We start from the raw sequence: 19679 nt of genomic DNA, 5'->3' as shown, positions 1-19679 counted from the left end.
CACAAGGAAAACCATGTCCAAGAAACTATTGTGCGCCGCCGTTTGCAGTGCCGCGCTGATGCCCGTGATGTCCGTCATGGCCGCCGCGCCCGCCGCTGCGCCATTGAATGTCGGTTTTGTCTACATAAGCCCCATCGGCGACGCGGGCTGGACCACCCAGCACGACCAGGCGCGCAAGGAAATGGAAAAAGCGCTGGGCAACAGGATCACCACCAAGTATGTGGAAAACGTGCCGGAAAGCGCTGATGCGGAGCGGGTGATCCGCGACCTGGCGCAAACGGGCAGCAAGCTGATCATCACGACCTCGTTCGGCTACATGAATCCCACCTTGAAAGTGGCGAAGCAATTTCCTAATGTGAAGTTCATCCACCTGACCGGCTACAAGACGGCCGTCAACGTGGCCAACACGAATGCCCGTTTCTACGAGGGCCGCTACCTGGCAGGCGTGCTGGCAGGCAAGATGAGCAAGACGCACGTGGCCGGTTATGTGGCGGCGTTCCCCATCCCGGAAGTGTTGCAGGGAGTTAACGCCTTCACGCGCGGCATGCGCAGCGTCGATCCGAAGGCGGAAGTGAAAGTAGTGTGGGTCAATAGCTGGTTCGATCCGGGCAAGGAGCGCGACGCGGCCATCACCCTGATCGGCCAGGGCGCCGACGTGGTCACCCACCACACCGACTCCACCGCCGTGGTGCAGGCGGCCGAAGAGAAGGGCAAGTATGCGATCGCCTATCACTCGGACATGAAAAAGTACGGGCCGAAGGCGCAGCTGGCCGCCGTCACCCACCATTGGGGCGAGTACTACACGAAGCAGGCGCAAGCCGTGCTGGATGGTACGTGGAAAACCAGCAGCACCTGGGGTGGCATCAAGGATGGCATGGTCAAGCTGGAAGGCATCAACGCCGCCGTGCCCACCGACGTGAAACAGTTTGTTTTGGCGCGTGAGAAAGACTTGGTGGCTGGCAAGCTCAATCCTTTCAGCGCGCCGATCAAGGATAACGATGGCAAGGTGCGCCTGGACAAAGGCGTGCTGGACGATGCGGCGCTGACGAAGATGGATTATTTTGTCGAAGGGGTGGCAGGGAAAGTTTCCGGAAAGTAATAGGATTGGCTGTAAACATGCTGTAATATTGCCGGAAACGGGAGCAGGGCCGGGACGCAGTGCGCCTTCCCGGCCCATCCACATAGCAGAGCCTGCACAGGTCCGTACCGGAGATTGACCCATGGATAGACTGGAAGTATTCAAGATTATCGCGCTGCAAGCGAGCAAGGGCGAGCTGACGTTCCCCGCCAACGTCAAGGTCACCTTGAAGCTGCAGGAAGCGCTGGACGACCCCGATTGCCATATCGAAGCGGCCGCCCGCATGGTCATGGCCGAGCCGCTGCTGTCGGCCCGCGTCGTGGCATTGGCCAACTCTGCCGCCTACAACCGGTCCGGCAATGAAATCGCCAATGTGCGCGCAGCCGTCTCCCGCCTCGGCTTTGCCACCTTGAAATCGATGGTGGCGTCTGTCATCGTGCGCCAGCTGGGCAGCCAGATCACGGACCCGCAATTGCGCGCCAAGGCGGCCAGGCTGTGGGAACACACGGCCCACGTGGCCGCGCTAAGCCAGGTGATCGCCAGGAAAGTCACGCACGTGGACGTGGAAACGGCCATGTTCGCCGCCATCGTGCACGAAGTTGGCGGCTTTTATCTGCTGTCGCGCGCCGAGGAATATCCGGGTTTGCTCGACGATAATACCGAAGACTGGATCGAGTACGGCGAAAAACTGATCGGCCGCGGCGTGCTGCGCCAGCTGCAAGTGCCCGACATGGTCTTGCAGGCAGTGGAAGGCATGTGGCACGGCGGCAGCCCGTTCCCGCCCCGCACCCTGGGCGCGACCCTGGTGCTGGCCAACGATTTGTCGCCCGTCGGCTCGCCCCTGCACCCGCCGGAAAGCGCCGAGCGGCGCCTTGCGGCGGCGAAGATCGACTTCGGCATCGGCGGCAGCACCTTGCACACCATTCTCGAGGAATCGGCCGAAGAGATCGAATCCCTGGCGGCCGCCTTGCTGGTGTAACTTACCCCGCCATGAAATCCCCGCCCTTGCTGCGGGGATTTTTTTCGTCCGCATTTTGCTGTGCCTGTCCCATGGCATACAATCGCCGGCTCGGCCATCCGCCGGACTGAATGTCTCCTCTTACCCAAAGGATCTTATGCAGAAGCTGTTCTCTTCCCTGGCCGTCACGGCGCTCGCTTCCAGCCTGGCACTGGCGTTTTCCGCGCACGCCGCCGCCCCTGCCGCCAAGGACTTGCCCATCGTGCAGGAAGCGCCCCTGCGCGCCCACCTGGCCTTCCTGTCCAGCGATTTGCTCGAAGGCCGGGGCACGGGCCAGCGCGGCGCCGACCTGACGGTGGCCTACCTGGAAACCCAGGCGCTGATGGCCGGCTTGCGCCCCGTGCGTGGCAACAGCTACCGCCAGAGCGTGCAAATTGCTGGCGTGAAATCCATGCCTGCCGAGAGTAGCCTGCAAGCCGTGGCGGGCGGCAAGGCCGTGCCGCTGGCGTTCGGCCCGGACTGGGTCTGGGCCACGGGCGACTCCGTTGCCGCCCACACCTTTGACGCGCCGTTGGTGTTCGTCGGTTACGGCATCACGGCGCCGGAAGAAGGCTGGAACGATTTCAAGGGCGCCGATGTCAAAAACAAGATCGTCGTCATGATGGTCAACGACCCGCAGCCCACTAATGCCGAACCGAACCGTTTCGCCGGCAAGGCGCTGACCTATTACGGCCGCTGGACCTATAAATTCGAGGAAGCCAGGCGCCAGGGAGCGGCGGGTGTATTGCTGATCCATACGAAACCGTCGGCCTCGTATGACTGGAGCGTCGTGCAAAACAGCTGGAGCGGTAGCGAGCGCTTTCAATTGGCGGACAGGACAAGCGGCACGCCGCTGCAGGGCTGGATCGCGGAAGATGCTGCACGTCGTTTATTCACGGCCGGCGGCCAGGATCTGGACGCCTTGCGCGCGCAAGCGGAAAGCAAGGATTTCAAGGCTGTCGCGCTGAATGCCAAATTGTCGGGCGACATGAAGTCCGCCGTGCGCAAGGTAGAGCAATTCAATATCGCCGGCATGGTGCCGGGCACCGATCCGACATTGAAGGAAGAAGCCGTCATCTACAGCGGCCACTGGGATCACCTGGGCAAACAAGGTGACAGCGGAGATACGATCTACAACGGTGCCGTCGACAACGCTTCCGGTACGGCCGGCTTGCTGGCCATGGCGCAGGAAGCCGTGAAAAAGCCTGCGAAACGCACGCAGATATTCCTGTGGGTGGCGGCTGAGGAGCAGGGTCTGCTGGGCAGCGCCGCCTACGCGGCCGACCCGCTGTGGCCCCTGGACAAGACGGCTGCCGCCCTGAACCTGGACAGCCTGAATTTCGTCGGCGCCACGCACGACATCGGCGTGCAGGGCAGTGAGCGTACGGAGCTGGGCGCCATGGCGGCGAGTGTCGCGAAATCCATGGGCATGCATATCGCGCCAGCCCGTCCCGACCTGGCTGGCGGTTATTTCCGCAGCGACCATTTCAGCTTTGCCAAGGCGGGCGTGCCCGCGTTTTCCATCAATGGCGGACGCGAGTACGTCAAGGATGTGGCAGCATCGAAAGCCAGGGCGGCCGCCTACGGCCCCCGCTACCACCAGGTCACCGATGAGTACGATGCCAGCTGGGATCTGTCCGGCATGACGCAGCAGGCGCAATTCACCTTGAACCTGGGGCAGGCCGTGGCAAATGCGGCCAGGATGCCGGCCTGGAAGGCGGGCGATGCCTTCGGCAAGGCGCGCGCGCAAGCGCAGTAAGGACGTAAAAAAACCGCTTGGTCGAGCGGTTTTTTTCGCGCCTTGGGCTTAACTTGCCCGTTCCAAGCGGCGCTGCGTGTGGCGGTACTTGCTCCACACCAGCAGCAGCAACAGCGGCATGGCGCCGCCCACCATGCACAGGGCGGGCCAGCCGCCGGCGGCGAAGCTGGCGCTGGCCAGGGCCGAGCCTGCCGAGGCGCCGATGAAGCCGCCCGCGATGAACACGGTAGTGACGCGCGCCCGCGCATGCGGTGCCAATTTATAGATGATGGACTGGTGCGTCACTTGCAAGCCCATCACGCCCATGTCCAGCAGCACGATACCGATCAGCAGCAGCGTCAGCGAGTGGGCGCCAAAGCCGATCAGGGCCCAACCTGCGATTGAGGCGACGGCCAGCAGCCACGTGGCCTGGCGCGCGTAGCCGCGGTCGGCCATGCGGCCCGCCGTATTCGCGGCAAAGGCGCCCGTGGCGCCAGCCAGACCGAACAGGCCAATCTGCATTTCCGAATAGTGGTAGGGTGCGCCGCTGAGCAAGAAGGTCAGCCCCGTCCAGAACACGCTGAAGGTGCCCAGGCCCAGTCCCGAGAACAGGGCGCGCTGGCGCAGCAAGGGTTCCTGGCGGATGATGTCGGCCAAGGAAGCCATCAGCTTGCCGTATTGCAGCTTGCCACGCGGCACTTCGTTCGGCAGGATGTGGCGCAGCATGATGAGCAAGGCGGCCACGACGATGGCCGCCAGCACGTAGACGGTGCGCCAGCCACCGCTGATCTGCGACACCGTGCCGGAGACGGTACGCGCCAGCAAGATGCCCAGCAACAAGCCTGTCATGACGGTGCCCACCATGCGGCCCCGGCTATGGTCGGGCGCATACGAAGCCACCATGGCCGTGACCACCATCAATGCACTGGCCGTGATCCCCATCAAGACGCTGGCGATGGCAAAGACAATAATATTCTGGCTGGTGGCGGCCAACAGCAGGGCGCCTATCTTGGCGATCAGCATCCACGTCAGCAACTGGCGGCGGTTCAGCACGTCGCTGAGCGGTACCAAAAACACGATGCCCAGCACATAGCCGATTTGCGTGGCCGTCACCAGATAGCCCGCTTGCGGCACACTGACGCCAAACGAGGCGGCCAGCATGGACGTGAGCGGCTGCACGTAATACAGGCTGGCGACGAGCACGCCGGCGGACAGGGCAAACAGCAGGATGCGGGTGGAGCTCAGCAGGGCGCTGGCATCGACGGAAGATGGTGCAGATTTCATGCGATACAACTTTCTTGGAATGACGCTTTTGGATCAGCATGATAGCGGGGCTACGCATTTCTTGCCGGGCGCGGCCGATTTTGCGGCTGGGTGGCAGGCAAAAAAGCGGGCAAAACAGCGGGCAAAAAAATCCCGGCGATCGTTGCCGATGGCCGGGAAAAGGGTATTTGGGGAAATACCGAGAGAGAGTGAAACTTACTGCGCGCGGGCCAGCTCCGCATGCACCTGCGCCGTGATTTCATACGAGCGCAGCCGGTGCTGGTGTTCGAAGATTTGCGAAGTGATCATCAGTTCGTCGGCGCCCGTCTCGGCGATGAAGGCGGCAAGCTTGGCCTTGACCGTCTCCGGCGCGCCGATGGCCGTGCACGACAGGACGGAATCGAGCATGGCGCGTTCCTGCGGGCCCAATTGCTCCAGATAGCCGGGCACGGGCGGCTGCAAGCGTGACGGGCGGCCCGTGCGGAGGTTGACGAAGGCTTGCTGCATCGACGTGGCGCGCAGCTGCGCTTGCGCATCCGTGTCGGCGGCAAACACGTTAAAACCCAGCATCACATACGGCTTTGCCAGTTGTTTCGAGGGCTTGAAGTGCTCGCGGTAATAGGCCACGGCTTGCAACATCATCTGCGGCGCGAAGTGCGAAGCGAAGGCGTACGGCAAGCCCAGGTGGGCGGCCAGCTGGGCGCCGAACAGGCTAGACCCCAATATCCACACGGGCACTTTCGCGCCCTTGCCGGGCACGGCCAGCACGCGCTGGCGCGGCTCGTCGGACATGTAATCGATCAGTTCCAGCACGTCTTGCGGAAACTGCTCGGCGTCGGACTGCAGGTCGCGGCGCAGCGCGCGCGCCGTCGTCTCGTCGGAGCCGGGCGCGCGGCCCAGTCCCAGGTCGATGCGGCCCGGGTGCAGCGCTTCCAGTGTGCCGAACTGTTCCGCGATGACCAGCGGCGAGTGGTTTGGCAGCATGACGCCGCCCGCACCCACGCGGATGGTCTTGGTGCCGGCCGCCACATGGGCGATGACGACGGCCGTGGCCGCGCTGGCGATGCCCGGCATGCCGTGGTGTTCGGCCAGCCAGTAGCGGTTGTAGCCCCAGCGTTCGCCGTGTTGCGCCAGGTCGAGCGTGTTCTTGAACGACTGGCTGGCGTTGCTGCCTTCGGCGATGGGCGCAAGGTCGAGTATGGAAAATGGAATCATGGTAGCGATATCGGGACCTGGTGGAAAATCACAATGGACGATTTGTCTATCTCCTGATGGCAACAGGGTCAGCCTTGGCAGGGAAGACAGCTGGACACATGATAATGCGAATCGGGAATTTGCGTACTGATCGGTAAAAAACTCGTATCGGTGGCAAATTGGTGTCGGCGATGCTAGCGTGTGCCTCGCCACTTGATGCGCCCCGCCATGTTCAAAAAACCTGTCAGGCGGCGCAGGAAGTGGCTATCCCGCTTGTGCTGCAGCAGGTGCAGATCGGCGCGCCGTCGCTGCAGACGTGCGCGCCGCAGATTGCCACTTTATTGGCCGTCTTCTGGCACTACACGGGTATGCTGCATCCACAACCGGCCGCCATCGGCGGTGCTGCCAATGCATGGCGCACACGGTGTGCACGGGGCATTCCGAATACGAGTTCATCACGGAAAAACCGCTGCTACTGAACCTGCAGAAGGTCACGGCCGTGCTGATCGCGCGGGCGAAATAGCTGCTTGCAAAAATAAAAGGAAGTCATAGACTGCAAGCCTGAGACGAAGCCCGGCGCCGAACTTTTTATGCGTACGCGGGTCTGACGTTTCCATGTAGGAAGGGAGCAGCTATGCATGAACAACAGGAGGCCCGGCTGGTGCCGGGCAGAGCAGGCGGGGTGGTGCCGCGCCTGAACCCGGAAGAGGGGCGGTCATGAACTGGCCGCTGGAACGGGAAGTGGCGCACAAGCTGGCGCAGATGCGGGGCTGGCTGGAACAGGAGCGTGCCGGTGCCGTGCGCCTGCGTAGCGTGGACTGGTTTGCGTGGGCCACGGCGGGCGCGTCGAACAGCCTTAGCCATACGGCCGAGTGCGCTTGCGCGGAAGTGCTGGTGACGCGCGACGCCGCCTACATCCTGACGGACGAAGCCGAAGTCATGCGCATGCGCGAGGAGGACGTGCGCGGGCCATGGACGTGGCAAGTGTCGCCCTGGATGCAGCCGCAGCTGTATGAATTGCGTGAGCATTTCGTGCAGCATGCGGCCGGTGGCGCGCCGGTCTTGTCCGACCGGCCCGGCTTGCATGAACGCAGCCTGCCCGTGGCCCTGCGCGAAGAGCGGCTGGTGCTGCTGGAATCGGAGCAGCAGCGCTATCGCCAGGTAGGACGGCTGGCTGCCGGCGCGGCCGCAGATGCGCTGCGCCAGGCCCGCCCCGACTGGAGCGAGCAGGAGCTGGCTGCCGCATGCGCGCGCGCGCTGTGGCTGCGGGGCTTGCAAGCCGTGCACGTGCAGGTCAGTGGCGAGGAGCGCCAACAGCGGTATCGGCGCGCTTCGCCGGCCCACGTGGTGCTGGGCACGCAAGCCGTGCTGACCCTGTGTGCGCGGCGTTTCGGCCTGTGCGCTAGCCTCAGCCGTCAACGGCGCTTCGGCCCGGCGCAGCATCGCGCCGATGGCGCGGGGGTGGTCATGGACGATGCGGATGCCGCCATGCTGGCGCTGGAAGCGGTGGCGCTCGATGCTTGCGAAACAGGCCATGCGCTGAGCATGGTGTATCACGCGCTCGACAGCGCCTATGCGTATGCAGGGCAGCCCGACGCGGTGCGCACCAGTCGGCAGGGCGGCATCCATGGTTACCTGGCGCCCGAAGTGGCAGCCGGAGCGCACACGGAAATCCTCCTCAAGCCGGGCATGGCGCTGGCTTTCCACCCCAGTTTGCCCGGCAGTACGGTGGAAGACACCTTTTTGCTCGACGGCAGCCAATTGCACAACCTGACGCACGACCCGGCCTGGCCCTCGGCCGTGGTGCAGGGGCGCAGCCGGCCGCTGACCCTGGCCTTGGCTTGATACGGCCCTGTGTGCAAAAAATCGGTACGCAGCGGCCAGCCCCGGCACCTGTCAATAGCGCTGCATCACGCATTTTTGCGCGCTGACCCGATCGCCAATCTGGAGGGCGGGCCGGGTATTTTGCATGAAGCTGCGCGCCAGGCTGGCATTGTCCGTGGCGTGACAGGCCCCGGCAAGGGACAGGCCAGGCTGGCCAGCCGCCGGGTTTTTTTCGATCTCATCCTTTCCTCATGGTCGAACACTCAGGATCGTCACCCGCAGTGATGCGGATAGCCGCGATGGCTGCATGTAAGAGCATGGCGCCGCCGGGATGTTCGGCAGCCGTCATGAGTGATTGCGCTAGATCAAGCGTCTAGTTGCCGTGCTTGGTATAAACGATGCTGATAATCACTAGGTCGTGCGCCCGCACGTTTCCTCACTGTTGAATCGGGAGAAAAAATGTCCTCTGGTCCTACCGCAAAACTGATCGATGAGTTAGTGCTGGCCGTCGCCGGCACTGCGCGCGATGCCCGTGCACGCCATATGCTGGCACAGGCCTTGCATGGCCTGGTGCGGCTGGCGCGCTCGGAACAGTTGCTGGACATGCAGCGCGATGCGGCACGCGCCATGGGCGCCGGCAGTCGGCGTGAGGCGCGCGCCCTGATGCGGCGCCTGGGCGCGTGCAGTCAGGGGCAGTTGCGGCTGGCATTGCAGGATCGTGTAGCGGACCGCGCCTGACGCTCTGTCCTGTCCCGGTTCAGGCTTTGGGTTGTGGCGCGCCCTTGCCGAGGGCGGCGGCGACCATTTTGGGCCAGAGAAAACACAGCGGCAGGCAAACCGCTGCTGCGGCCGTGATATCGACCACCCAGTCGCTGACGGCGCCATGTCGGTAAGGCAGGAAACTCTGGATGTATTCATCCAGCGCGCCCATGGCCGCCACCATCAGCACCGACAGCAGCGCCCGGCGCGCCATGCCGCCGCCCGTGCCGCTGAACAGGATCAGGGCCAGCACGCCGTAACCGAGGGAATGCAGCACGCCGCCCGACGCATATAGACCCACGTCCGCGCGCACGCCGGGAATGTCGCCGATCAAAATCACCAGGGCATATAGCAGTAGCGCGGTGCGGAAGCGCAGGCGTGCATAGCGGTCGGAAAAACAGAGTTCGGGCAAGTGTGCAGGCATGAGGCGACAGGGCAGATGGAAAGACCGTCACCATATCATGTGCATGGCGGGCCATCGTGTTTTTGCGCAAGAGCTTGCCGTGCAGGCAAAAAAAGGCCCGCGGTGACGCGGGCCAAAAACCCAAATGAAATGGGTCAAGAGTTGAGAGTTGCTCGGTACTCACCATGTCGCCCGCCTTGCGGGCGGGCGCCACGGTCATGAAAGGGGAGTGGTGTGCCATCGCGGCACACCTGTCTGTAGTCAGGCATATCGGTTGCCTGTACAGCAGATGAAGTCAGTATAGGGGGCGAAGATGACGGGCTGATGACACGCCGCAACATTTTTTTTGCGGCACGCAGAATGACGGAGAAGATTGTGAATCATGGCAAGAATGGCCATGTTTCAGTCGTGATGGCAAAAAAAAAGCCCGCTGGTGAAAGCGGGCTTAAAACTATTTTCTTGGAGGAGAATAGTGGAGACAGCTGCATTATGCTGCGTCGCACGATATGTGTCTAATGGTCTTTTTAGATAACCATTATAGTTTTTTTATATAACTAGATCGTCCTGCCTTCACTCCTTGACGGCCACCGTGTAGTTGAGCGCCATGCGCCCGCCATCGACATAGATGGTCTGGCCCGTCATGTAGGTGGCGTCGTCGCTGGCCAGGAAGGCGGCGATGCCGGCCACTTCTTCCGGTTCGCCGCAGCGGCCCAGCGGCGTGCGCGACAGGATCGTATGGCGCGCCTGCGGGCTCGACAAGACCGCCTGCTTGGCCAGTTCCGTCAGGATGGTGCCAGGGCCAATGCCATTCACGCGCACGCCGTGCATGGCCAGATTCAAGGCCATGACCTTGGTCAGCTGGTTGATGGCGCCTTTCGACACCACGTACGGCACCTGGTTCGGGATCGCCAGTTCCGCATTCACGCTGGACATATTGATGATGCAGCCGCTATTGCGCTTGACCATTTCGCGCGCCACGGCCTGGCCGCACAGGAACATCGATTTCAGGTTGATGCGCATGACCCTGTCGAAATCGTCTTCGCACACGTCGAGGAAATCGGCGGCGTGCGTCACGCCCGCATTGTTGACGAGGATATCGATATGGCCGAACTGGGCCAGGGTTTCCTTCAGCATGGCATCGACGTCCGCCTTCTGGCTGACGTCGGCGCAAAAGAAGTACGCCTGCGGGCCGAGCGCGGCGGCCGCCTGCGCGCCTTCTTCCTTGATGTCGACCAGCATCACTTGCGCCCCTTCGGCGATCAGGCGGGTGGCGCAAGCCAGGCCGATGCCTTGCGTGGCGCCCGTGACGATGGCGGTTTTATTGATCAGTTTCATGTGTGCTCCTCGGCGGTAATAGGGGCCGCGCCGCCCGTGCCACCAGCCTGCGCGGCAATGGGCAGATTTTAATCCCTGGGCGGGAATCAGAGGACGATGGCTTCGTTCGGCAACTGGTTGTCGCGCGGACCAGTTGCGGGGAAGTGGCTTTGCAGCAAGCTATTTAGCTGCTGCAAGGCATCGAGCGTGCTGTCGTGGTAATTGCTATCCTTGAAACCTTGCGTCATGGCGCGGCACACGGCTTGCCATTGCTCCGGCGTGATGCGTCGGCCCACGTTGCGGTCGGCGACGATGTCGACCTGGTGCTCGGCCAGGTTGATATAGATCAGCACGCCAACGTTATCTTCCGTATCCCACACACCATACTGGGCGAACAGTTCGCGCGCCCGCTCGCGGTTGCTCACACCCTGATAAGCCATGCCCGGCGTCAGGGCGGCCTCGACGATCAGGCGCACTTCCGCCTGGTGCATCGCTTCTCCGTCGCCGATGGCCGTCTCGATGGCTTTCAAGGTGCGTTCGGGAAAAGCCTGGCGCGCCGTCGCCGGCGTGCCGCGCAAATGTTTCAAGGCGCGTCCGCAGCGTTGTCCGAATGTCAGTTGTTTTGTCATTACCAATCTCCCGAGGCGCCGCCGCCATCAAAGCCGCCGCCGCCGCCGCCGAAACCACCACCACCACCGCCGCCGCCAAATCCACCGCCGCCGCCGAAGCCGCCGCCACCGCGGTTGTTCAGCGCCTGGCTGAGGATGCTGCCCAGCACGACACCAGTGGCGCCGCTGGACCAGTTGCTGCCGCGCTGCAGCCGCGTAGGTCCGCCGCGCGAGCGGAACACGGTCAGCACGACGAGGAAGCCGAAGAACAGCAGCGGCAGCCAGAAGGTCATGCCGCCCGCTTCCACGCTGGCCGGCGCTTTCTGCTGTGCAGGTGCGGGGAATTGCTCCTGGTTCAGCAGGGTGGCAATCGCTCCCACGCCAGCGACCAGGCCGCCATAGAAATCGTTCTGCTTGAAATGCGGGGCGATCACGTCTTGCAGGATGCGTTTCGATTGTGCATCCGTCAGTACACCCTGCACGCCACGGCCCGCTTCGATGCGCAGGCGGCGCAGGGACGATGGGTTGTCCTTTGCCACCATCAGCAGCACACCGTCGTCGACGCCCTTGCGGCCCAGCTTCCAGGCATCCGTCACGCGGATGCTGTATTGCTCGATGGCTTCCGGTTCCGTGCTCTTGACCAGCAACACGGCGATCTGGCTGCCGGTCTTGGCTTCGTAATCGGCCAGCACGCCTTCCAGCGCCGCTTTCTGCTTGGCGTCCAGCATGCCGGCGTCATCCGTCACGCGCGCCGCCAGCGGCGGCACGGGCTGCAACTCCTGTGCGCCGGCCGGGGGCATCGTCCATAGCAGCAGCGCCGTCGCCAGTGCCGCCAGAGAAGACCAGGCTTTCATCTTATTTGCCAAAGTTGACGGTTGGCGCGGTCGAGATGGATTTTTCGTTTTCCACCGTGAACGAAGGCTTGACCTTGTAGCCGAAGACCATGGCCGTCAGATTGTTCGGGAAGCTGCGCGCATGCACGTTGTAATCCTGGACTGCAACGATGTAACGTTGGCGCGCTACGGTGATGCGGTTTTCCGTGCCTTCCAGCTGCGACTGCAAGTCGCGGAAGCTGGTATCGGCCTTCAAGTCCGGGTATTTCTCGGATACCACCATCAGGCGCGACAGGGCCGACGACAACTGCCCCTGCACTTGCTGGAATTTCTCGAAGGCGGCCGGGTCGTTCAGCACTTCGGGCGTGATCTGGAAACTGGTGGCGGCGGCGCGCGCCTTGGTCACCGCTTCCAGGGTTTCGCGCTCGTGCGTGGCGTAGCCCTTGACGGTATTCACCAGATTAGGGATCAGGTCGGCGCGGCGCTGGTACTGGTTGACCACTTCGCCCCAGGCGGCCTTGGTGGCTTCGTCCTTGCTTTGGAAGTCGTTGTAGCCGCAGCCCGTCAGGATGCCGGCCAGCACAGTGACGCTCAGCGCCAGGCGCAGCCATTTGGTGAATTGATTGGTGATTTGCATGATGGGTTCCGTGCAGAGTATGGGAGGTGAGGCAAATATACCTGAAACGGCCCGGCATGTCGGTTTAATAAGCGCTGGCGGCCGTGTCTGGCCGCCTTGCCACGCCGTGGCAACCCCGCGCCGCGTTACAATACGGGGTTTGCAACTGACGATAGAGAAGGTGTGCCGTGAATTTCATCAATAAATTATCCGCCGCGTGGACGGCCAATAATTCCCTGCTGTGCGTGGGCCTGGACCCCGACCTGGCGAAACTGCCGGCCGAATTGCGCGACTTGCCTGATGGAATCACCAGCTTTTGCACCCGCATCATCGACGCCACGGCCGACCTGGCCTGCGCCTTCAAGCCGCAGATCGCGTATTTTGCCGCGCTGGGCGCGGAAAAGCAGCTGGAAGACATCTGTCGCTACGTGCGCGAGAATTACCCGCACATCCCCCTGATCCTCGACGCGAAGCGGGGCGACATCGGCGCCACCGCCACGCAATACGCGCGCGAAGCGTTCGAGCGCTACGGCGCCGACGCCGTCACCGTGAACCCCTACATGGGCGAGGATTCGCTCGACCCTTACCTGGCGTGGACAGACCGCGGTGTGATCATCCTGTGCCGCACCTCGAACCCGGGCGGCTCGGACCTGCAATTCCTCAATACGGATGGCGAACCGCTGTACCAGCGCGTGGCGCGCCTGGTGGCCGAGAAATGGAACAAGAATGGCCAGTGCGCGCTCGTCGTCGGCGCCACTTTCCCTGAAGAACTGGCGCAAGTGCGCGCCATCGTCGGCGACATGCCGCTGCTGGTGCCCGGCATCGGCGCCCAGGGCGGAGACATCGCCGCTACCGTCGGCGCGGGCCAGACGGCGAACGGCATGGGCATGATGATCAGCTCTTCGCGCGCCATCATCTACGCCACGCCGCAAGCGGGCGAAGACTGGGCCGATGCGGCGCGCCGCGTGGCCATTGAAACGCGCGATGCGATCAATCAACATCGTGCGCTTTAAGTTGCATGCATAAAAAATGCCGGGCTAGCCCGGCATTTTGCATTTAGTCCCTTTGCGGTGCGACGATCTCCGCGTAATCGTACAACTGTCCCAGAATCTCTTCTCCACGCTCATCGACCGATTCCGACAGCACGTCGATTTCCGTAAACAGCATTTCGATGGTGCGGGCGCCGCCGTCGCCGTCGAACAGGCGCGCGGCGCGGTGCTGTTCCCAGCGCAGGCTTTCCGCTTCGCTCAGGGTCTGCGGGAAATTGCGGGCGCGGTAGCGGAACAGCAATTCCTGCAGGCGTTCGTCGGCAAACGAGGGGCGGGCCGTGGCCAGCTTGGCCGGCGTGTCGCGGCGCAGAGATTCGAGCAGGCGCCGGTCGTCGTTGCTGATGAAGCCATTGTACAAATCTTCATCCACGTCCAGGCCGGCATTCGCGCCCGGGCGCTGGAAGACTTCGGCCCAGATCGCATCCATGTTGGGCGCCGTGGCGGCCAATTGCGCGTTGACCTTCGCCGTGTCCAGATCGATGCCCCATTGCGCGGCCATGGCGGGCGACAGGGTCTTCAGATTGCCGACCAGCATGGGCGACTTGTTCAGGTGCACGCTTTTCACGGGCAGGCGCGTCATGCCTTCGGGCATGGCTTCCTTGCGCGTGAACAGACGCGTGCGGATGGTGTCGGCGTCCAGGCTGAACAGTTCGCGCGGGTCGTAGGCGCAATCCCAGACGAGGATCTCGTTCTTGTTGCTCGGGTGCGTGGCCAGCGGCCAGACGATGCCCAGGCAGCCGCGTTCGGCGGGGAACATGCCGGACACGTGCAGGAAGGGCTGGCGCTCGCTGGCGGCCAGGTGCATGCCCATCTCGCTGGCGACCCTGTCCTTCTTGTGCAGGGCCAGGCAGAACTCGAACAGTTTCGGCTGTTTTTCCTTGATCAGGCGCGCCAGGGCGATGGTGGCGCGCACGTCGGACAGCGCATCGTGCGCCGCTTCGTGGGCGAGACCGTTGGCCTTGCTCAAGTGTTCCAGTTTAAAGCTGGTCTGGCCATCGTCGCGCTTTGGCCATTCGATGCCTTCCGGGCGCAGCGCGTGCGTCATGCGTACCACATCGAGGATGTCCCAGCGGCCGCAATGGTTCTTCCATTCGCGCGCATACGGATCGATCAGGTTGCGCCAGAACAGGAAACGCGTGACTTCATCATCGAAGCGGATGGTGTTGTAGCCCACGCCGATGGTGCCCGGCTCCGAAAAGGCCGCTTCGATGGTGGCAGCGAACTCATGTTCGGGCACGCCCAGCTGCAAGCATTGCTGCGGCGTGATGCCCGTGATCAGGCACGATTGTGGGTCGGGCAGGAAATCATTGGCGGGCTGGCAATACAGCATGATGGGCTCGCCAATTTCCCTGAGGTCGGCATCCGTGCGGATGGCGGCGAACTGGGCCGGGCGGTCGTGGCGCGGCTGGGCGCCAAAGGTTTCGTAGTCGTGCCAAAGAAAAGTCTGGTTAGTCATTGATGGTCGTTGCTTGCTTAATTGTTATCTTAATTGTCCGGGCCGCTTCAGTTTTCTGAAAACCTGCCGATACTACACGAGAGGATGATCATCATCGCGTTTCCCGCATGGTGGCATACATTGCCCGTTCAAGGAGGTCTATCGTGTCAATTCCCATCGCCGCAAGCGGCAATTCCACCCCTTCCGTGACTTCCGTCAGTACGGGCGTTGCCGGCAAGGACGATAAAGTCCAGCAAAAGGACGGCATCAACGCTGAAATGAGCGTGAATGACCGCAGCAAGCTGCAATTGAACGCCTCCATCATGCAGGCCTCGCTGAATGTGTCGATCGGCTCGGAAAACGAGCCGCTGGCGCTGCTGTACAAGACGGCCATCACGAATATCAATGAAGCGCTGAAGGGCCAGTACGGTGAGGATGCGATCCAGAACGCGGCCTCGCAGGACAATAGCGCCGAAGCGACGGCAAGCCGCATCGTCTCGCTGTCGACGGGTTTTTTTGATGCCTACAAGAAGCAGAATCCCGGCATGGACGACGATACGGCCCTGAGCAAGTTCATGGATACCATCAGTGGCGGCATGGAAAGAGGCTTCAAGGAAGCGCGCGACATCCTGGGCGGCTTGAAAGTGCTGAATGGCGATATCGCTGGCAATATCGACAAGACGTACGAGCTGGTGCAGAAGGGCTATGCGGATTTCATCGCCGCGCACAGCAGCAAGAAAGATGACGCTGCCACGCCGGATACCGGCAAAGCGGCCGACAGCAAGGCTGCCTGAGCTATAGCGCTACTGTGTTGCGGCCCGAAGCTTTCGCCCTGTAGAGCGCCGCGTCGGCCGCGGCGATCAGCGCCTCGTCGTCCTGTTCGGCCGCCAGGCTGGCCACGCCGAAGGAACCCGTGATGTGCGGCAGCGCGCTGCGCATGTCGGCGAAGATGACGGCGTGCTGCATGCGCTCGCACAAGCGTTCGGCGACCCGCAAGGCCACGTGTTCGTTGGTGTCGGGCAAGATCACCATCATTTCCTCGCCACCATAACGCACGGCGAAATCCGTCGGTCGCAGGGCCGCGCCCAGCACTTGCGCGGCGATGCGCAGCGCCTGGTCGCCTGCCTGGTGGCCGTGCGTGTCGTTGAAACGCTTGAAATGGTCGAGGTCGATCATCACCAGCGATAGCGGCGAGCCGCTGGCGTGGGCCGTGACGATCATGTTCGGCAGCAAGTCGGTCAGCCAGGCGCGGTTGTACAGGCCCGTCAGGCTGTCGACCATCGACAGCTGGCGGTAGAATTCGCCCAATTTCTGGCGCCGGCGCAGCAGGGCATTGGCGGCGCGGATGCGGAAGGACAGCAGTCGCAGCAGATTGCGCGCCAGGCCATTCGATTGCTCGATCAATTCCCAGACGATGGCCGCGTCGATCACCAGCAAATCGGTTTCTTCCAGGGCGGAAATGGCGGCCAGGTTGCTCGCTTCATCGAGCACCGATTGTTCGCCCACGCTTTCGCCGGGCAAGACTTTGCTGACGGTGCCGTCATCCATGCCCGTGTGGGTGTCGGCGGCCACGGCCAGCGAGCCGCGCAGGACAATGTAGAGGCTGGCCCCTTGCGTGTCGGCAATCGCTTCGCCCGCTTCGAGGCGCATGACGGGGCAGGGCGCCAGCATGGCGGCCGTGTGGCTGTCCGCCCCATCGCGAAATAGCTGTAAATCGCCGATGTTGCAGCCTGAAGCGCCGAAGTTGCCGATCTGTTCCACAATCACACTTTCAAAAAGCCGGCGCACGAGCAGGGGGCCGGTAGCTTCATGATAGCGTAAAGCGGCCTTGGCTGTAACGGCAAAAGCTTGCTTGATGTCACTTACTGTGAGAAATACGACAATTATTTCATTGTCGTGTTAATAATTTAAAATGCTTGATGTTTTGATATTGATATTGCCGCGCGCGAAAGGCGGGCCGGATGTGCAAAGGCAGCCTTGAACGGCTGCCTCAGTCTCTGGAAATCCTGCAGGGGGGAATTATTCGGCGGTCTCTTCCGCTTCGGTCGTATCGATCACGGCATTCTTGCCGGTGGCGTGGCGCTTGCTGTCTTGCAGGCGGCCCAGGGCACTGTCGATGGCGCGTTTCAGCTTGTCGGTGGCGCCGGAAACGGATTGATGCACGGTGGCGTTCTGTTCGGTCACGGCAATCGGTTGATAGCCGGCAACGCGTGCTTCCATGACGCAGCGGATATCGTCGGCGCCGCCTTTCGGGCCATTCGTGTCGCTGATGTGGACTTCGATGCGGGTGAGGTTGTCGCGGAAGCGGCTCAGTGCGCTTTCAAGTACGGATTGCACATGTTCGTTCAGTCCAGCGGTGTTGGCGATGGTGCTGTCGGTATGAATATTGATTTGCATATGCTGACTCCTGTCAATTCAAAAAAAACCCATCTCAGGCGTGCTGCGGCCTGGTTGCTGCCTCATGCACATGACCTCGTGCATGGAACTTATCTTACTCCTCTTTCGCGTATTTCAAGAGGGGGCGCACGATTAAGATGGGCTTAACCCTTCAGCCAGGTCAAGTTTCTTCATGGAATTTTTTTCGCGTCACCGTCAGCCGCCTTTTATCCCGCTCTTATCCCGCTCTTATCCCGCCTTTATCCGTTAATCAGCCCCGCCGCAATATTGATCGACAAGCCCAGCACGACCAGGTTGAAGAAAAAGCTCAGCACGGACTGCCCCAGCACGATCTGCCGCATCAATCGCGTCTGCACGCAAACGTCCGACGTTTGCACGGCGACGGCGATGGTGAAGGCGAAATATAAAAAATCCCAGTAATCGGGTTCTTGCTCGCCGTCGGGAAATTTCAGGGGACGTAGCGCAGGGTCGGCCCGGTAATACAGGTGGGCATAGTGGAAGCAGAACAGGGTGCCGACGAGGAACCAGGAACCGACCAGGGTGAGGATCGTCAAGCCGTAATGCAGGGCGCGCTCGTCCGGCGCCATGTCTTTCATCGAGGACAGTTGCGAGACGATGGCCGCCAGGCTCATCACGGATGCCACCGACAGGGCCGACAGGACCATGGCCGCCCGCTCATCCTGGCGCGCCGCCACGGCCTTGACCTTGTGATGGTTGGCACGCATCATCATCCAGGCCATCGACGCCAGGTAGAACCAGACGGCGACGTTCCACGCCGTCAGCAGGCGCGTCATTTGTTGCCATGCTGCCGGCAGCAGCAGGCCGGCCGCCACGCCGATGGCCGTGGCCAGGCTCAGGTGGGGGCGGCTGCGGATGAAGCCGTGCAAGGGAAGCGTGAGTTTCATGGTGCGAGGTCGTCAGTGGCAATAGCGCATCTTAGCCCTTATGTGCCGGCTCAGCTGCTCGTCCTGCGGCCGCTTCCTTCTCGTGGTGGGGGAAGCGATCCATGCGCGACAGCACGGGGAACAGCACGGCCCACACGCCCGTCACGGCGAGGGTGGCGGCGCCGCCGAAGAGCACGGCGCGCACCAGGCCGAACCAGCCAGCCGTCAAGCCCGATTCGAATTCGCCCAGCTCGTTCGAGGCGCCGATGAAGACGGCATTCACGGCGCTGACGCGGCCGCGGATCTCGTCGGGCGTCTCGAATTGCACCAGCAGGTGGCGAATGTAGACGCTGACCATGTCGCCGGCGCCCATCAGGAACAGCGCCGCCAGCGCCAGCGGGAAATGGCTGGTGCTGCCCAGCACCAGGGTGCCCACGCCGAAGACAGCCACGCCGCCGAACATCCAGGCGCCCACGCGGCGCGTGATGGGGAAGATGGCCAGCGTGATCGAGCACAGGGCCGCGCCGGCGCCCGGTGCCGTGCGCAGCAGGCCCAGGCCGCTGGGGCCGGCATGCAGCACGTCGTGCGCCAGTGCCGGCAGCAGGGCCGTGGCGCCGCCGAACAGCACGGCGAACAGGTCGAGCGAAATGGCGCCCAGCACGATGGGTTTCGACCAGACGAAGCGCAAGCCTTCAAGCAGGGTATGCCAGCTGACGGGTTCGCGTTTCACCACTTGCGGCGCGGGCGTGGTAGCGCGCATCAGCACGACGGACACGACCAGCAGCGCGGACGAGATCAAATACACCACCTTGGGGCCGAAGTAATACAGCAAGCCGCCCAGGGTAGGCCCCAGAATGATGGCCACGTGCGAACTCGACGAGCTGAGCGCGACGGCGCGGCTGAAGTGTTGCGTGGGTACCATGTTGACCAGCACCGCTTGCGTGGCCGGCATCATGAAGGCGCGCGCGCTGCCGAACAGCACCAGCACGGCAAACACGGGCCAGACGATGGACAGCCCACTGAGCGTAAAGGCCAGCAGAGCCAGCGCGCAAGCGAGTTGCGCCGCCAGGCACCAGGCGATGATGTTGCGGCGGTTGTAGCGGTCGGCCACATGGCCGGCTGGCAGGATCAGCACGAGGAAGGGGGCGAACTGCGCCAGGCCGATCAGGCCCAGGTCGAACAGGCTGCCCGTGATCTGGTACACCTGCCAGCCGATGGCCACGCTTTGCATCTGCACGGCCACCGTGCCCAGCACGCGGGCGGACAGGTAAAAGGCGAAGTTGCGGT

General features: G+C 62.7%; 20 protein-coding genes. 8 read left to right on the top strand and 12 right to left on the bottom strand.

The window, feature by feature from the left end:
• Positions 1-13 precede the first annotated feature (13 nt).
• The 3 genes from K0F85_RS21760 (at position 14) to K0F85_RS21750 (ending at position 3834) form a co-directional block, all read left to right on the top strand.
• Positions 14-1099: a BMP family ABC transporter substrate-binding protein gene (locus K0F85_RS21760; protein ID WP_219118006.1), complete on the top strand. Its 1086-nt coding sequence runs from the start codon at positions 14-16 to the stop codon at positions 1097-1099.
• Positions 1100-1220: 121 nt separating this feature from the next.
• Entirely contained in the window at positions 1221-2057 is an 837-nt protein-coding gene (locus tag K0F85_RS21755; RefSeq protein ID WP_219118005.1) for an HDOD domain-containing protein, read from the top strand.
• Between the two features lie 136 nt (positions 2058-2193).
• Complete coding sequence (locus K0F85_RS21750; protein WP_219118004.1) at positions 2194-3834, top strand: M28 family peptidase; 1641 nt, start codon at positions 2194-2196, stop codon at positions 3832-3834.
• A gap of 48 nt (positions 3835-3882) precedes the next feature.
• Here the strand turns inward: K0F85_RS21750 and K0F85_RS21745 are convergent, their stop codons facing one another.
• Both K0F85_RS21745 and K0F85_RS21740 read right to left on the bottom strand, forming a co-directional pair.
• On the bottom strand, positions 3883-5097 hold the full coding sequence (locus K0F85_RS21745; RefSeq protein WP_219118003.1) for an MFS transporter: 1215 nt from the start codon (positions 5095-5097) through the stop codon (positions 3883-3885).
• 195 nt (positions 5098-5292) lie between these two features.
• Positions 5293-6291, bottom strand: coding sequence for an LLM class flavin-dependent oxidoreductase (locus tag K0F85_RS21740; protein ID WP_219118002.1), 999 nt, complete (start codon positions 6289-6291; stop codon positions 5293-5295).
• Between the two features lie 696 nt (positions 6292-6987).
• Here K0F85_RS21740 and K0F85_RS21735 point away from each other — a divergent pair.
• Together K0F85_RS21735 and K0F85_RS21730 are read left to right on the top strand one after the other, a co-directional pair.
• Positions 6988-8115, top strand: coding sequence for a peptidase M24 (locus K0F85_RS21735; protein WP_219118001.1), 1128 nt, complete (start codon positions 6988-6990; stop codon positions 8113-8115).
• A gap of 438 nt (positions 8116-8553) precedes the next feature.
• The gene (locus tag K0F85_RS21730) at positions 8554-8832 is read left to right on the top strand and encodes a hypothetical protein (protein ID WP_219118000.1); all 279 of its coding nucleotides are present in this window, start codon (positions 8554-8556) and stop codon (positions 8830-8832) included.
• A 19-nt stretch (positions 8833-8851) separates the two neighbouring features.
• Here K0F85_RS21730 and K0F85_RS21725 read toward each other — a convergent pair whose 3' ends face one another.
• The gene (locus K0F85_RS21725; protein ID WP_257572959.1) at positions 8852-9277 is read right to left on the bottom strand and encodes a VanZ family protein; all 426 of its coding nucleotides are present in this window, start codon (positions 9275-9277) and stop codon (positions 8852-8854) included.
• 303 nt (positions 9278-9580) lie between these two features.
• Between K0F85_RS21725 and K0F85_RS21720 the strand changes: the two genes are divergently transcribed.
• Positions 9581-9772, top strand: a complete 192-nt coding sequence (locus K0F85_RS21720) for a hypothetical protein (RefSeq protein ID WP_219117999.1) — start codon at positions 9581-9583, stop codon at positions 9770-9772.
• Positions 9773-9826: 54 nt separating this feature from the next.
• On the opposite strand, the gene K0F85_RS21715 is transcribed toward K0F85_RS21720, so the two are convergent.
• From K0F85_RS21715 to K0F85_RS21700, 4 genes are all read right to left on the bottom strand, one after another.
• Positions 9827-10591: an SDR family NAD(P)-dependent oxidoreductase gene (locus tag K0F85_RS21715; protein ID WP_219117998.1), complete on the bottom strand. Its 765-nt coding sequence runs from the start codon at positions 10589-10591 to the stop codon at positions 9827-9829.
• An 86-nt stretch (positions 10592-10677) separates the two neighbouring features.
• Complete coding sequence (locus K0F85_RS21710; protein WP_219117997.1) at positions 10678-11199, bottom strand: TPM domain-containing protein; 522 nt, start codon at positions 11197-11199, stop codon at positions 10678-10680.
• Positions 11199-12032, bottom strand: a complete 834-nt coding sequence (locus K0F85_RS21705; RefSeq protein ID WP_219117996.1) for a YgcG family protein — start codon at positions 12030-12032, stop codon at positions 11199-11201. Before K0F85_RS21705 ends, K0F85_RS21710 begins: the two co-directional genes overlap by 1 nt.
• Position 12033: 1 nt before the next feature.
• Entirely contained in the window at positions 12034-12648 is a 615-nt protein-coding gene (locus K0F85_RS21700; RefSeq protein WP_219117995.1) for a LemA family protein, read from the bottom strand.
• Positions 12649-12815: 167 nt separating this feature from the next.
• Between K0F85_RS21700 and pyrF the strand changes: the two genes are divergently transcribed.
• Complete coding sequence (pyrF, locus tag K0F85_RS21695) at positions 12816-13640, top strand: orotidine-5'-phosphate decarboxylase (protein WP_219117994.1); 825 nt, start codon at positions 12816-12818, stop codon at positions 13638-13640.
• Between the two features lie 43 nt (positions 13641-13683).
• Here pyrF and sbcB read toward each other — a convergent pair whose 3' ends face one another.
• Positions 13684-15132, bottom strand: a complete 1449-nt coding sequence (gene sbcB / locus K0F85_RS21690; protein ID WP_219117993.1) for an exodeoxyribonuclease I — start codon at positions 15130-15132, stop codon at positions 13684-13686.
• A 143-nt stretch (positions 15133-15275) separates the two neighbouring features.
• Here sbcB and K0F85_RS21685 point away from each other — a divergent pair, with 143 nt between their 5' ends.
• Positions 15276-15905, top strand: coding sequence for a DUF5610 domain-containing protein (locus K0F85_RS21685; RefSeq protein WP_257572958.1), 630 nt, complete (start codon positions 15276-15278; stop codon positions 15903-15905).
• Between the two features lies 1 nt (position 15906).
• Here K0F85_RS21685 and K0F85_RS21680 read toward each other — a convergent pair whose 3' ends face one another.
• From K0F85_RS21680 to K0F85_RS21665, 4 genes are all read right to left on the bottom strand, one after another.
• Positions 15907-16872, bottom strand: a complete 966-nt coding sequence (locus tag K0F85_RS21680; protein ID WP_219117991.1) for a GGDEF domain-containing protein — start codon at positions 16870-16872, stop codon at positions 15907-15909.
• Between the two features lie 258 nt (positions 16873-17130).
• On the bottom strand, positions 17131-17508 hold the full coding sequence (locus K0F85_RS21675) for an HPF/RaiA family ribosome-associated protein (protein WP_219117990.1): 378 nt from the start codon (positions 17506-17508) through the stop codon (positions 17131-17133).
• A gap of 239 nt (positions 17509-17747) precedes the next feature.
• Positions 17748-18413: a DUF1345 domain-containing protein gene (locus K0F85_RS21670; RefSeq protein WP_219117989.1), complete on the bottom strand. Its 666-nt coding sequence runs from the start codon at positions 18411-18413 to the stop codon at positions 17748-17750.
• A 31-nt stretch (positions 18414-18444) separates the two neighbouring features.
• Positions 18445-19679: MFS transporter (locus K0F85_RS21665; protein ID WP_219117988.1), on the bottom strand; the 1235-nt coding region annotated here is incomplete at its 5' end.

Source organism: Janthinobacterium sp. UMAB-56, assembly GCF_900095265.1.
In the GTDB taxonomy this organism is placed as follows: domain Bacteria; phylum Pseudomonadota; class Gammaproteobacteria; order Burkholderiales; family Burkholderiaceae_D; genus Janthinobacterium.
The sequence above is the reverse complement of the archived record's forward strand: the minus strand, read 5'-3'. Positions and strand labels throughout refer to the sequence as shown.